The 14,189-nt window shown below is 73.7% G+C and carries 13 protein-coding genes; 11 read left to right on the top strand and 2 right to left on the bottom strand.

The genetic code is table 11. The features are described 5' to 3' along the window. Positions 1-105: 105 nt before the first annotated feature. The 4 genes from hutH to I003_RS0111315 all read left to right on the top strand — a co-directional run bounded on the left by hutH (position 106) and on the right by I003_RS0111315 (position 5,576). Positions 106-1,689: a histidine ammonia-lyase gene (hutH, locus tag I003_RS0111330; RefSeq protein WP_027771636.1), complete on the top strand. Its 1,584-nt coding sequence runs from the start codon at positions 106-108 to the stop codon at positions 1,687-1,689. 223 nt (positions 1,690-1,912) lie between these two features. Then, positions 1,913-3,139, top strand: coding sequence for an Ig-like domain-containing protein (locus tag I003_RS0111325; protein ID WP_199784277.1), 1,227 nt, complete (start codon positions 1,913-1,915; stop codon positions 3,137-3,139). A 258-nt stretch (positions 3,140-3,397) separates the two neighbouring features. Then, on the top strand, positions 3,398-4,843 hold the full coding sequence (locus I003_RS0111320; protein WP_027771634.1) for an ABC transporter permease: 1,446 nt from the start codon (positions 3,398-3,400) through the stop codon (positions 4,841-4,843). A gap of 49 nt (positions 4,844-4,892) precedes the next feature. Next, on the top strand, positions 4,893-5,576 hold the full coding sequence (locus tag I003_RS0111315) for an ABC transporter ATP-binding protein (RefSeq protein ID WP_027771633.1): 684 nt from the start codon (positions 4,893-4,895) through the stop codon (positions 5,574-5,576). Positions 5,577-5,666: 90 nt separating this feature from the next. On the opposite strand, the gene I003_RS0111310 is transcribed toward I003_RS0111315, so the two are convergent. Next, the gene (locus I003_RS0111310) at positions 5,667-6,335 is read right to left on the bottom strand and encodes a hypothetical protein (protein ID WP_027771632.1); all 669 of its coding nucleotides are present in this window, start codon (positions 6,333-6,335) and stop codon (positions 5,667-5,669) included. Positions 6,336-6,535: 200 nt separating this feature from the next. Here I003_RS0111310 and I003_RS0111305 point away from each other — a divergent pair, with 200 nt between their 5' ends. After that, positions 6,536-7,435: a TIGR03560 family F420-dependent LLM class oxidoreductase gene (locus I003_RS0111305; RefSeq protein ID WP_027771631.1), complete on the top strand. Its 900-nt coding sequence runs from the start codon at positions 6,536-6,538 to the stop codon at positions 7,433-7,435. Between the two features lie 21 nt (positions 7,436-7,456). Here I003_RS0111305 and I003_RS0111300 read toward each other — a convergent pair whose 3' ends face one another. After that, positions 7,457-8,218 (bottom strand): class I SAM-dependent methyltransferase, encoded by a 762-nt coding sequence (locus tag I003_RS0111300; RefSeq protein WP_027771630.1) that lies wholly within the window; start codon positions 8,216-8,218, stop codon positions 7,457-7,459. A 265-nt stretch (positions 8,219-8,483) separates the two neighbouring features. Here I003_RS0111300 and I003_RS0111295 point away from each other — a divergent pair, with 265 nt between their 5' ends. From I003_RS0111295 to I003_RS0111270, 6 genes are all read left to right on the top strand, one after another. Further along, complete coding sequence (locus tag I003_RS0111295) at positions 8,484-9,239, top strand: helix-turn-helix domain-containing protein (protein WP_027771629.1); 756 nt, start codon at positions 8,484-8,486, stop codon at positions 9,237-9,239. Between the two features lie 70 nt (positions 9,240-9,309). Continuing rightward, positions 9,310-10,266: a helix-turn-helix domain-containing protein gene (locus I003_RS0111290; protein ID WP_027771628.1), complete on the top strand. Its 957-nt coding sequence runs from the start codon at positions 9,310-9,312 to the stop codon at positions 10,264-10,266. Between the two features lie 156 nt (positions 10,267-10,422). Beyond that, positions 10,423-11,421, top strand: coding sequence for a type I glyceraldehyde-3-phosphate dehydrogenase (gap, locus tag I003_RS0111285; RefSeq protein WP_027771627.1), 999 nt, complete (start codon positions 10,423-10,425; stop codon positions 11,419-11,421). Positions 11,422-11,523: 102 nt separating this feature from the next. Next, positions 11,524-12,723, top strand: coding sequence for a serine hydrolase domain-containing protein (locus I003_RS0111280; RefSeq protein WP_027771626.1), 1,200 nt, complete (start codon positions 11,524-11,526; stop codon positions 12,721-12,723). A 43-nt stretch (positions 12,724-12,766) separates the two neighbouring features. After that, on the top strand, positions 12,767-13,291 hold the full coding sequence (locus I003_RS0111275; RefSeq protein WP_486584183.1) for a PH domain-containing protein: 525 nt from the start codon (positions 12,767-12,769) through the stop codon (positions 13,289-13,291). A 168-nt stretch (positions 13,292-13,459) separates the two neighbouring features. Continuing rightward, positions 13,460-14,131 carry a lytic polysaccharide monooxygenase gene (locus tag I003_RS0111270; protein WP_106966274.1) on the top strand — a complete coding sequence of 224 codons (672 nt, stop codon included), beginning with the start codon at positions 13,460-13,462 and terminating at the stop codon, positions 14,129-14,131. Positions 14,132-14,189: the final 58 nt, after the last annotated feature.

Below are 14,189 nucleotides of genomic sequence, written 5' to 3'. Positions count from 1 at the left end.
AGGGCCGGCCAAGTGTGTTTTCTGATCGGTTGGACGTCCCGGGAGGGTCGCGCGCAGCGCCCGTGACAGCCCGGGATTCACTTCGTATGGTTCCTGAATATGAATATGCACTCCTGCCCCGCGCCCGTCGTCCTCGGGCCCGCCGGCACCACCGCGGACGACGTCCTCGCCGTCGCCCGCCGCGGCGCCCCCGTCGAGCTGTCCGCGCGCGCCCTCGACGCCCTCGCCGCAGCCCGCCGCGTCGTCGACGACCTCGCCGCCAAGCCCGACCCCGTGTACGGCGTCTCCACCGGTTTCGGGGCGCTCGCCGTCCGGCACATCAGCCCCGACCTGCGGGTGCAGCTCCAGCGCAACATCGTCCGCTCGCACGCGGCCGGCATGGGCCCGCGGGTGGAGGGCGAGGTCGTCCGCGCGCTGATGTTCCTGCGCCTGAAGACGCTGGCCTCCGGTCACACCGGCGTACGGCCCGAGGTCGCGCAGGCGATGGCCGGGATGCTCAACGCCGGCATCACGCCGGTCGTGCACGAGTACGGCTCCCTCGGCTGCTCCGGCGACCTCGCCCCCCTCTCCCACTGCGCGCTCGCGCTTATGGGCGAGGGCGACGCCGAAGGGCCCGACGGCGCCGTGCGGCCCGCCGCGGAACTGCTCGCGGCCCACGGCCTCGCGCCCCTCACCCTGCGCGAGAAGGAGGGCCTGGCCCTTCTCAACGGCACCGACGGGATGCTCGGCATGCTGCTCATGGCCTGCGCCGACCTCGCCGCGCTGCTCACCGCCGCCGACGTCACCGCCGCGCTGACGCTGGAGGCCCTGCTCGGCACGGACCGGGTGCTCGCGCCCGAGCTGCACGCCGTGCGCCCCCACCCCGGCCAGGCCGCCAGCGCCGCCAACATGCTCAAGGTGCTCGACGGCTCCGGCCTCACCGGCCACCACCAGACCGGCCACGACGGCCTGGCCGCCGCCCCCCGGGTGCAGGACGCGTACTCCGTGCGCTGCGCGCCGCAGGTCGCGGGCGCCGGCCGGGACACGCTCGCCCACGCCCGTACGGTCGCGGACCGCGAGCTGGCCGCCGCCGTCGACAACCCGGTGGTCATCGGGGGCGCCGGCGAGGGGGGAGGGCGCCTGGAGTCCAACGGCAACTTCCACGGGGCCCCCGTCGCGTACGTCCTGGACTTCCTCGCCGTCGCCGCCGCCGACCTCGGCTCCATCGCCGAGCGCCGCACCGACCGGCTGCTGGACAAGAACCGCAGCCACGGTCTGCCCGCCTTCCTGGCCGGCGACCCCGGCGTCGACTCCGGTCTGATGATCGCCCAGTACACCCAGGCCGCGCTGGTCGGCGAGTTGAAGCGGCTGGCCGTGCCGGCGTCGGCGGACTCGATCCCGTCGTCGGCGATGCAGGAGGACCACGTCTCGATGGGCTGGTCGGCCGGGCGCAAGCTGCGCACCGCGATCGATCATCTGACGAAGGTGCTGGCCGTCGAGATGTACGCGGCCACCCGCGCCGTCGAGTTGCGCGCCGGACTCACGCCGGCGCCCGCCACCCGGGCCGTGCTGCGCGCCGTGCGCGACGCGGGGGTGGCCGGGCCGGGGGGCGACCGGTTCCTGTCGCCGGATCTGGCGGCGGCGGAGAGCTTCGTCCGCTCCGGCCGGCTCATCGCGGCAGTGGAGTCCGTCACAGGGCCCCTGTCGTGATTCGTCGTGATCTGATCGAAACCTTTCCCGACCTGCACAGATTCGTGCCTCCCCGGCAGGATGCCGGGGGGTGTTCCCGATCAACGGCCGGGAGTGCCGGTGGCGTGTGCCACAGTGGGGGGCAGGACGGAACGGACGAGTGGGGACCGGGCGTCCTTATCCGTGAGGTAGGGCAAACGTGCCCTTCGCGGTGAAGGGGAGTTGCGACGTGAGGGTGTACGGCATGGGGCGGCGCGGAGTTGCGCTGTCCGCGCTGGCGATGAGCGCCGTGCTGGGGCTGACCGCGTGCGGCGGCGACAGCAACGCGGACGACTCCGGGGACAAGAAGGAGTCCGCCTCGGAGCAGAAGAAGAATGTGCCGGACGCCCGAATAACCATCGCGCCCAAGGACGGCACGGAGAACGTCGGGATCAACTCCGACACCAAGGTCACGGTCAAGGGCGGCAAGCTCACCGAGGTCGTGCTGACCGCGGCCGGCAGCACCGAGCAGGTCGCCGGGACCATCGCGGACGACGGCTCCTCCTGGAAGCCGGACGCGGCGCTGGAGCGCGGCACGGAGTACCAGATCACGGCCAAGGCCGAGGACGGCGACGGCCAGGTGTCCACCTCCAACGCGTCCTTCTCCACCGTCTCCGCCGAGAACAGCGTGATCGGCTACTTCACCCCGGAGGACGGCAGCGAGGTCGGCGTCGGCATGCCCGTGTCGCTCAACTTCGACAAGCCGGTCGAGGACAAGGCGGCGGTCGAGTCGAAGATCTCGGTCGAGTCGAGCAGCGGCCAGGAGGTCGTCGGCCACTGGTTCAACGACACCCGGATCGACTTCCGCCCCGAGGACTACTGGCAGGCGGGCTCCACCGTCACGATGGACATGAACCTCGACGGCGTCGAGGCGTCGCCCGGCGTCTACGGTGTGCAGGACCGCGAGATGAGCTTCACCGTGGGCCGCTCGCAGGTCACCACCGTCGACGTCAAGGCCATGACCATGGACGTCGTGCGCGACGGCAAAAAGATCAAGTCCTTCCCGATCTCCGCGGGTTCGCCCGAGAACCCCACGTACAACGGCCAGATGGTGATCTCCGAGAAGCACGAGGAGACCCGGATGGACGGCTCGACCGTCGGCTTCACCGACGACGAGGGCGAGAGCGAGTACGACATCCCGGACGTGCCGCACGCCATGCGGCTCTCCACCTCCGGTACGTTCATCCACGGCAACTACTGGGGCGGCCGGGGCGTCTTCGGCAACGCCAACACCAGCCACGGCTGCGTCGGCCTCTTCGACAAGCAGGGCGCGGACGACCCGGGCACGGACGGCGCGTGGTTCTACGACCAGTCGCTCGTCGGCGACGTCGTGGTCGTCAAGAACTCGCCCGACGAGACCATCGCCCCGGACAACGGCCTCAACGGCTGGAACATGGACTGGGCCGCCTGGCAGGAGGGCAGCGCGCTCTGATCCGGGGGCGCGCCGCCGCCCAGCAGGCGCGGTGCGCCGGGAGCGTACGGAACCGACACCCCGTGCACCCCGGCGTACCGCAGCGCGCGGGGGGCGCGGAGCGCCACTGACCGGCGGGCGCCCGGGCGGGCGCCGGAGTACCGGCACAGGGCCGGGACCTGGACCGTACGGCGTACGTACGGCAGGGCCCGGCCCTTTCTCATGGCACTCTCACGGTGGCCTCAGGCATTCCCCAACATGCCGCCATAGCTTCGCCGCATGTTCCTCACCTACCTGCGGCGCGAGTTGCGCCGGCGCCGGAAGGCCGCACTGGTGGTCGCCCTCGGCCTCGCGCTCGGGATCGGCCTCGTCATCACCGTCTCGTCCGTGGCCGCAGGCATGCGCGACGCCCAGGACGAAGTCCTGCACTCCCTCTACGGCGTGGGCACCGACCTCACCGTCAGCAAGGAGGCGGACGAGAGCGGCGGCCGTCCGCAGACCTTCCGCATCGGGCCGGGCGAGGACGGTGAGGACGGCAGCACGACCGACGACCGGCTGATGCCGCTCGGCGGCTTCCAGCACCTCGACGACTCGGTCGTCGGCGAGGTCGCCGCCCAGGACGGCGTGGACACGGCGGTGGGCGCGCTGGCGCTCAACGACGTCGAGTTCAAGGGCGACTTCCAGCAGGGGAGGATCGAGGGCGGCCAGGCCGGTCCCGGCCCGGGCGGGCCCGACGGCGGAGGCGGCGGCCCCCGGATCGAGGGCGGCGGCGCCGAGGTCGACGTCGACTCCTTCACCGTCACCGGCCTCGACGTCACCCAGCAGGACGTCGGCCCGCTGTCCTCGTCGCGGATCAGCGACGGTGTGACCTTCGGCAAGAACGACACCGACGCCCTCAAGGCGGTCATCGACAGCGCGTACGCCAAGGACGAGGACCTGAAGGTCGGCGACCACGTCACCATCAAGGGCGAGAAGTTCGAGGTCGTGGGCATCGCCACCGCCGACACCGGCGCCGCCACCGCGAACGTCTACATCCCGCTCGCCCGCGCCCAGGAGCTGTCCGACGCGGATCTGGAGGGCAAGGTCTCCACCATCTACGTCAAGGCCGACAGCTCCGAGGACATCCCCGCGGTCAAGAAGGCGATCGACGAGAACGTGGCGGGTGCCAGCGTCACCTCCGCCTCCGACCTCGCCGAGCAGGTCTCGGGCAACCTCTCCACCGCCTCCAACCTGGCCACCAACATCGGCAAGTGGCTCTCCGCCGTCGTCCTGGTCGCCGCCTTCCTGCTCGCCGGGCTGCTCACGATGTCCGCCGTCGGCCGGCGGGTGCGGGAGTTCGGCACGCTCAAGGCGCTCGGCTGGCGCAGCGGCCGTGTCGTCCGGCAGGTGATGGGCGAGGCGTTCGTCAACGGCATCCTCGGCGGCGCACTGGGCATCGCGCTCGGGGTGGCCGGCGCGTATATCGTGACGGCCGTCGCCCCGACGCTCGACGCCTCGATGGGCCCCGGCTCCGACCTGCCCGAGGGCGCCACCCTGCGCGGGCCGCGGGAGGTGGTGGAGGCGGCGAACTCCACCGTGGAAGTCGCGCTTCAGGCACCCGTGACCCTGTCCGTGATCGCCCTGGCCGTCGCGCTGGCGGTGGCGGGCGGGCTGATCGCGGGCCTCTTCGGCGGCTGGCGGGCGGCCCGGCTGCGGCCGGCGGACGCGCTGCGGCGCGTCGAATAGCCCTCTCTCTCGGACCACCTCACCCCCGCGGCATCCAGGAGTTGACACGATGTACCAGCTCACCGGCGTCACCAAGCGCTACCAGCGTGGCAAGGAGGCCATCGACGCCCTCGCCGGCGTCGACCTCACCATCGCCGACGGCGACCAGCTCGTCGTCCGCGGCCCCACCGGCGGCGGCAAGTCGACGCTGCTGCAACTGCTCGGCGGTCTCGACCGCGCGACCTCCGGCACCCTCAGCCTCGACGGCACCGACCTCGGGGGCCTCAGCGAGGCCGCGCTGACCCGGGTACGGGCCGAGACCATCGGCTTCGTCTTCCAGAGCTTCAACCTCATCCCCACCCTCAGCGCCCATGAGAACGTCGAGACCGCGCTCGTGCCCCTCGGCGTGAAGGCGACCGAGCGCGCCAAACGGGCGGCCGAAGCGCTGGAGTCCGTGGGTCTCGCCGAGCGGCTGACGCACCTGCCCGGCGAGCTGTCCGGCGGCCAGCAGCAGCGCGTGGCCATCGCGCGGGCGCTGGTGAAGCAGCCGAAGGTGCTGCTGGCGGACGAGCCGACCGGCAACCTCGACGAGGACACCCGGGACGACATCGTGGCGCTGCTGGAAGGGCTGTGGAAGGAGCTGGGACTGACGTACGTGCTGGTCACGCACGACAGTTCGATCGCCAGGAGGGCGCCGCGGCTGGCGGTGATCAAGAAGGGCCGGCTGAAGGTCACCGAGCGCGAGGCGGCGTAGCGCCGCCGGGGCACGGGGGCGCGGGGGGAGGGGCGCGTACGGGTGCGGTGGGGCCCGTACGCGCCCTTGTACGGAGGTGGCGCGGGTCCGTCAGCGGCGGCGCGGGGAGGCCAGCAGGTACATCCCGCCGTCGCGCTCCGGGTGTTCGGAGACCTGCCAGCCCGCCGCCTCCAGCGCCCCCGCGCCGCGCACCAGCTCCCGCAGCGCCGGCCCGGGGCGCCAGTCGACCCGTACCGCCTCCGGCTGGTGCTCGGCGGAGGTGACGGCGTAGCCGCCGGTCACGTCGGTGGCGGGGGGCAGTCCGGCGGCCTCCAGCGCGAGGGCGACGGCGGGCGCCAGGTGCGTACGCTCCCAGGCGCACGGCACGTCGGTGGCGCCGTCGGCGTTGGTGACCCGGCGCAGTTCGGCGAGGCCCTCCCAGGCGCTGCGCACCTCGCGTGCCCGGGCGGCGGGGTCCGCCGGCGCGGGCTCGCCGCCGGTCCGGGCCGCGAACACGCCCGGTGCGGCCTCGTCCCGGCCCGTCGGCGACTCCGCGCCCTCGCCCTCTTCCGCGGCCTCGGCCTCGGCGAGCAGCCGGTCGCGCAGCCCGCGCCCGGCGGGGGTGAGGTAGTGCCGGTGCGGCGGGCGCGGATGCCGCGCCGCGAGACCGCCCTCGACCAGCCCTTCCAGCACGCGTGCGCTCGCGTGCACCAGCCCCGTCGCGGCCTCGGCCCCGGCCACGGCCCGGCGCCGGGCGGGCGTCAACTTGGCGCTGCTCATGGCACCACGGTACGCAGTCGCCGCGGGACCCCGTCCAGGTACCGCCCGGCACCGTCGGCGACGGGTCCGTGTCGCCCCGGGAAGGCCGCCTGACCGCCCGTTACTCCCCTGGGAGTAAGAAAGTTGACTCCTTTGGACGGACGACCGGCACGCGCGCGCACGGGCAGACTGGGCGGTAAGCGACGAGGAGGCCGCCCACCATGCGCATCAGCATCAGCGTCACCGACTTCGCCTGGCCCGGCGGCCCCACGGCCGTCGCGCCCGCGCTCGCCGAGGTCGTCCACGTGGCGGACACGGCGGGTGTGGACACCGTCTGGGTCGGTGACCACCTGCTGCAGGCCGACCCCACGTGCCCGCCGGACAAGCCGGTGCTGGAGGCGTACACCACCCTCGGGTACCTGGCCGCGCGCACCGAGAACGTCCGCATCGGCACCATGGTCACCGGCGTCACCTACCGCCCGCCCGCCCTGCTGGTCAAGGCCGTCACCACCCTCGACGTGCTCTCCGGCGGCCGCGCCTGGCTCGGCCTCGGCGCCGGCTACCGCGAGGACGAGGCGTACGCCATGGGCCTGACGCTCCCGCCCGCGATCGAGCGGGTCGAGCGGATGGAGGAGACGCTGCGGCTCGCGCGGCAGATGTGGGCGGGCGACACCGGCCCGTTCGACGGGCGGCACTTCACGCTGGACTACCCCGTGTGCAGCCCGGCTCCGGTGCAGCGGCCACGCCCCGCGGTGCTCGTCGGCGGCCTGGGCGACGGCCCGATGCTGCGGCTGGCCGCGCTGTACGGGGATGCGTGCAACTTCCCCGACGTCCCCGACGGCGGCCTGACGCTCCGCCGCGAGCTGGACGTGCTCGCGGACCACTGCGCGGCGGCGGGGCGGCCGTACTGGGAGGTGGAGAAGACCGTCACCGCCCGGATGGAGCCGGGGGAGCCGGCGGAGTGGGTGGCGGAGCGGTGCGAGTCGTTCGCGGAGTTCGGGATCGAGCACGTGGTGTTCGCCGCGGTCGGGCCGTGGACCCCCGAGGCGGTCGAGGCGGTGGGGGAGGCGGTGCCGGTGGTGGCGCAGATCAGGCCGAACAGCGAGGTGGGGGTGTGGTGAGGAGGACCCCGTGCCGGGGTCTCAGACACGGCGGAAGGTGACCACCGTCCCGGGCGACACCGGCGCCGGCGCCTGCGGGTCCGCGGCCACCCGGCGCTCCAGCTCCGCGAAGCCCGCCTCGATGTCGGCCTCGGCCATGTGCTCGAAGATCGAGAACGCCCTGGTACGCAACCGGGCCAGCGCCTGCGCGCACGTACCGGGCGCCGGCAGCCCGACCTCCCCCACCGCCACCAGCTCCCACCCCGCCGCCTCGAAGGTGGCCTGCACCGCCGACAGCGGCTCGTAGAGCGCGGCGAGGACTTCGCGCCCGCGCGGGAAGGCGTCGAGGTACCACAGATCGGGCAGCGCGTCGGTGAGTTCGGTGCGCAGCAGCAGGGTGCCGCCGGGCCGGAGCACGCGGTGCAGTTCGCGTGCGCCGGCGGGCTTGTCCCGTACGTGGTGCCACACCAGGAAGCTCAGCGCGAAGTCGACCGACCCGTCGGGCAGCGGCAGCGCCTCCGCCCGCCCCGGGACGTACGCGACCCGTGGATGCGCCGCGTGTGCCACGGCCTGCTCGCGCATCCGCACCGACGGCTCGACGCCGGTGACCGGACCGCCGAACTCGGCGGCGAGCAGCGGCGTGAACCGGCCGGTGCCGGAGCCGAGGTCCAGCCCGCGCAGCGGGCGGGCGGCGGGCAGGCGGGCCGCGAAGGCGCGGGACCAGGCGGCGCGCTGGGCGTCGGTGAGGGCGCGGCCTGCGGCGTAGGTGCGGTGGAGACGGTCGTCGTAGTCCACGGGGCGCATGCCCGTTTCCTACCCGGCCGCGATCCGCTCGTACGCTTCCGTTTCGCCCGGCGGACGGGTGCGGGAGGACCGTGGCCGCAACGCGCTAGTCTGGCCAGCCATGTCGCTGAACGGCCAGGCCACGCCCCCGGGTTCCGCTTCCGCTTCCGGTCCGGGGGGCGGTGCGGTGGTCGTGGCGGGCGTCGCGACATCGCGCGGCGGCGGCTGGACGGGCCGGCACCGTCACCCGGTGCCCCAACTGGCGTGGGCGAGAAGCGGCGTCCTGATGGTGGGGGCGCTGGGCCGCACCTGGGTGCTGCCGGCGACGACGGCGCTGTGGATCCCCCCGGGGGTCCGCCACGCGACGGGCACGGCGGGCACGACCCAGCCGCGGGCGACCTACGTCCGGCAGCCCGGCCCGGCACCGACGCCCGCCGCACACCACGCCACCGGCACGTGCAAGGGCGCGGACCGGCACCCGCGCCCAGCGCCGGTCCGGGCCGGGGCCGAGGCGGATCCGGCCGCCGCCCCACTCGCCGCCGACCCCGCCCCCGCCGCCCCGGGATGGACGGAGCCGACCGTCGTGGCGGTGACCCCGCTGCTGCGCGCCCTGTTCGACCACCTCGCCGACGACGCCCCCGCCCCGCCCGCCCGCGCCCGCGCGGAGGCCGTGCTCCTCGACCAGCTCACCCCCGTCGCCGCGACGTCCGTCCTGGCGCCCATGCCCCACGACCCCCGCCCCCGCGCCGTCGCCGAAGCCCTGCGCGACGCCCCCGCCGACGCCCGTACGCTCGCGGAGTGGTCCCCGTACGCCGGCGCGGCTCCCCGTACGCTGGCGCGGCTCTTCGTCGCCGAGACGGGCATGCCCTTCGGCCGCTGGCGCACGCACCTGCGGCTGCAGGCGTCCCTGCCGCTGCTGGCTTCGGGCGCGACGGTGGCCACCGCGGCCCGCCACGTCGGCTACGCCTCGTCGAGCGCGTTCGTGGCGGCGTTCCACCGCACGGTGGGGGCGCCGCCGGGCGCGTACTTCCCGCGCGACTGACGCATCGCCGGGAGCCGTCTCCCACCCGGCCGCTTCACCGCCGCACCCGCGGTCTGCGTACCGTGTCCCCGTGCCAGCCTCACGCCTCCGCCGCGCCGCCGTCCTCGTCCTCGAAGGCGCCAAGCCCCTCGACGCCGGCATCCCCGCGCAGGTGTTCAGCACCCGCCGGAGCATGCCGTACGAGGTGCGCATGTGCGGCGCCGCGCCGGGGCTGGTGGCCGGCGGCGACGGGCTTTCGTACCACGTGGCGCACGGTCTCTCCGCGCTCACCTGGGCCGATATCGTCTTCGTCCCCGGCTACCGCTTCCCCGACCGCGACGACCCCCCGCCCGCCGTCACCGAGGCCCTGATCGCCGCCCACCGCCGCGGTGCCCGCCTCGCCGCCATCTCGACCGGCGCCTTCGCCCTGGCCGCCACCGGGCTCCTCGACGGCCGCCGCGCCACCACCCACTGGCACTACACGCGGGCGCTCGCCGCCAAGCACCCGGAGGTACGGGTCGACGAGAACGTGCTCTTCGTCGACGAAGGCAGCGTGCTGACCTCCGCCGGAGCCGCCTCCGGCATCGACCTGTGCCTGCACATCCTGCGCGGCGACCTCGGCGTGGCCGCGTCCAACCACGCCGCCCGGCGGCTGGTGGCGGCCCCGTACCGCAGCGGCGGCCAGGCGCAGTACGTACCACGCAGCGTGCCGGAGCCGCTCGGGGAGCGGTTCGCCGCGACCCGGGAGTGGGCGCTGTACCGGCTCGGTGAGCCGCTGACGCTGGCGGCGCTGGCCCGGCACGCGGGGGTGTCGACGCGCACGTTCTCGCGGCGCTTCGTGGACGACACGGGCTACACACCGATGCAGTGGATCATGCGAGCGCGCATCGACGTGGCTCGTGAGCTGCTGGAACGCTCCGAACAGAGCGTCGAGCAGATCGCGGACCGCGTCGGCCTCGGCACGGGCGCGAACCTGCGGCTGCACTTCCAGCGGATTCTGGGGACGACGCCGAGCGAGTACCGGCGCACGTTCGCCCGCGGCGAGTAGCCGGCCGGGGGCTGCGGGAGCGAGGGCTCGCCGCTGGCGAGATCCTTGCGGAGTGTGGCACCCGGGCCGCTGTCAGCGGCGCGTACGACGGGCGAACCTGGCCGCAATGCGCAGAAATGGCGCAGAGAGCCGTCGTCACCCGGAAGGCAGGACGCCATGACCCGCATCGCCATCAACGGATTCGGCCGCATCGGCCGCAACGTGCTGCGCGCGCTGCTGGAACGCGACAGCAGCCTCGACGTCGTCGCCGTCAACGACCTCGCCGAGCCCGCCACCCTCGCGCGGCTCCTCGCCTACGACACCACCGCCGGCCGCCTCGGGCGCCCGGTCACGGCGGACGGCGACACCCTCGTCGTGGACGGCCGCCGCATCAAGGTGCTCGCCGAGCGGGAGCCGGGGAAGCTGCCGTGGGCCGACCTCGGCGTGGACGTCGTCCTCGAAGCCACCGGCCGCTTCACCGCGGCGACCGCCGCCCGCGCCCACCTGGACGCGGGCGCGCGCAAGGTGCTCGTCAGCGCCCCCTCCGCCGGTGCGGACGTCACCCTCGCCCCCGGGGTGAACACCGAGGCGTACGACCCCCAGGCCCACACCGTCGTCTCGAACGCCTCCTGCACCACCAACGCGCTCGCCCCGCTGGCCGCCGTCCTGGACGAACTCGCCGGCATCGAGCACGGCTTCATGACCACGGTGCACGCCTACACGCAGGAGCAGAACCTCCAGGACGGCCCCCACCGCGACGCCCGCCGCGCCCGCGCCGCAGCCGTCAACATCGCCCCCACCACCACGGGCGCCGCCAAGGCCATCGGCCTCGTCCTCCCCGGCCTGGACGGCAAGCTGTCCGGCGACTCGATCCGCGTCCCGGTCCCGGTCGGCTCGATCGTCGAGCTCAACACCACCGTCGCCCGCGACGTCACCCGCGAGGACGTCCTCGCCGCCTACCGCACGGCGGCCGAGGGCCCCCTGGCCGGCATCCTCGAATACACCGAAGACCCCCTCGTCTCCTCCGACATCACCGGCAACCCCGCCTCCGCCATCTTCGACTCGGCCCTCACCCGCGTCGACGGCCGTCACATCAAGGTGGTCGCCTGGTACGACAACGAGTGGGGCTTCTCCCACCGAGTGATCGACACCCTCGAACTCCTCGCCGCCGGCTGACGCCTTCCGGGCCCGTATCCGGGACGTGCCAGGGTCGGATGGGGGACCGCTCCGGGGACGACCCCGATGCCCGGGCACGGGCCCGCCCGGCAGAGTCGGCGCATGACCCCAACACCCATGTCACGCAGGACGTTTGCGGGCGCCGCGCTCGCCGGGACGGCCGCCGCGACCGCCGCGTCCGTGCTCTCCGCGCCCCCGGCCGCCGCGGCTCCCGCTTCCTCTCCTGCCCGCGCCCAGCCCCTCCCGGCGCTCGACCCGCTCGCCCTGCAGGCCGCGATCGACGACCTGGAGCACCCGCCGTCCACCGCCGCCCAACTGCGCGTCGCCGGTACGGCCGGCCGCTGGTACGGGACCTCGGGCGTGGCCGACATCGCCACGCGGCGCCCGGTGTCGCCGTACCACAGGGTCCGCATCGGCAGCGTCACCAAGGTCTTCGTCGCCACGGTGGTGCTGCAACTGGTGGCGGAGGGCCGCCTCGCCCTGGACGCCCGGGTGACGCGCCTGCTGCCCGGCCTGCTGCCGGCCCGCTTCGCGCCGGTCACCCTCGGACACCTGCTCACCCACACCAGCGGCCTGCCCGACCACGTCGGCATCCCCGAGCCGGTGACCGCGGAGGAGGTGTTCCGCCACCGCTTCGACCACTGGACACCGCGGGAGTGGGTGGCGACCGCGACGCACGGGCCGCTGAAGTTCGCCCCGGGCACCCGGCAGGAGTACCGCGGCATCAACTACGTCCTCGCCGCCCTGATCGTCGACAGGGTGACCGGCCGCCCGTACGGCGACGCCGTCGCCACCCGCATCCTGTGCCCGCTGGACCTGAGGCGGACCGCCGTACCCGGCGACGACCGGCACATCCGCGGCCGGCACGTACACGGCTACCTCACCATGGCCGACGGCGGCCTGCGCGACATCACCGCCTACGACCAGTCCTCCGCCCGCGGCGAGGGCGACATGATCTCCACGACGGACGACCTCGACCGGCTGCTCGCGGCGCTGTTCGCCGGCGAGTTGCTGCCGCCCGAGCTGCTGCGTCTGATGTTCACCCTGCCGCCCGACGACGTACGCATGCTCGACGGCAGCCCGGCCCGCTACTCGGCCGGACTGCAGCAGGCGGTGGTCGCGGGCGTCCCCCTGTGGGGCAAGACGGGCGAGACGTACGGCTACAAGAACGCGGCGTTCTCCACCCGTGACGGGCGCCGCCGCTTCGTCCTCGCCTACCACCCGACGACCGCGCGCGACGGCGGCGAGAGCCAGATGCTCGCCCGCGTCGCCGCCCTTCTTGTGGGGGACTCCGCCTCTTGAAGAGAATGCTGCGCACGGCAAGGGGGATGAGGGGGGAAGGCTCATGACGGTGCCGGGCGAGCAGGAACTGGGCGCCTTCGTGGCGCGCCATCAGACCGACGTGGGACGCCACGGGCGGACCGGGATCATCTCGCTGGTGATCGGGGTGGTGGCGGCTGCCGCGGCCGTCCCGGTCGTCATCCAGACCTTCGAGCAGGCGTCCAGCGGCAGCTTCGCCGGTCTGGTGGTGGGCGTGGCCCTGCTGTGCCTGTGGTCGGGCATCACCAACGGCCTGCGCTACACGAGCCGCCACGGCGAGGTCTACACGGTCCGCGAGGGCGGCCTGGTCTACCGCAGGACCGGGGAGTCCCGGGTGATCCCCTGGGAGGACATCCGCAAGGTCTCCGACAACGGCCAGAAGAACGCGGTCAGCGCGGCGATGGGCTGGGACGTCCACTGCCGTATCAAGATCCGCAACGGCAAGCGCGTCCTGCTCACGGGCTTCACCCACGACGCGGCCGGACTGTCCCAAACGATCCGGCGGGCGGTGAGGGAGGGAACCCGCCCGCTCCCCCCGGACGGCGCATAAGCCGGCTTCCCGCGCCCGGTTGCGGACCGGCGTCGGAGACCACACCGACCGGTCGCGCGGGGATACGCGCCGGGGAACTCTGCTCTCGTCATGGACATCTCACTCAGTCGGAGTAGTGTGGTGGGAGCGCTCCCATCTGTGTCCCTCCACCGGAACAGGAGACCCCCCATGCCCAAGCGAAGCCCCTCCGGCAGGCGTTCGTCGGTCGCCCGCCGGCCCCTCCGGGCGCTCACCCTGCTCATCGCCGTGCTCGTCGGCGCGCTGGCCTGGTCCAGCCCCGCCCAGGCCCACGGCACCGTCGTCGACCCGGCAACCCGCGCCTACCACTGCTGGGACGAGTGGGGAGACGACCACCTCAACCCGGCCATGGCGGACGAGGACCCCATGTGCTGGCAGGCCTACCAGGCCAACCCCAACACCATGTGGAACTGGATGAGCATGCTCCAGGACGGGCTCGGCGGGCAGTTCGAGGAGCGGACTCCCAACGGGAAGCTCTGCAGCAACAACCACTCGAACTTCGAGAGCCTGAACAACCCCGGTCCCTGGAAGACGACCGACGTCACCGACAACTTCTCGATCCACCTGTACGACCAGGCGTCCCACGGAGCCGACTTCTTCCGGGTGTACGTGAGCAAGCAGGGGTACGACCCCAAGACCGAGGCGCTCGGCTGGGATGACCTCGACTTCATCACCGAGACCGGCAGCTACCCGCCGGCCTCCGACATCACGTTCCCCGTCCAGACCTCCGGCTACTCCGGCCACCACATCGTCTTCACCATCTGGCAGGCCTCGCACCTGGACCAGGCCTACCTGATGTGCAGCGACGTGAACTTCGGCTGAACCGGAAAGCCCGAACGCACGCAACCCTCCACCGGCCCGGTGCCGTGACCCGGCACCG

This window comes from Streptomyces sp. CNQ329 (genome assembly GCF_000482585.1).
This window is presented reverse-complemented; position numbering and strand designations above follow the sequence as displayed.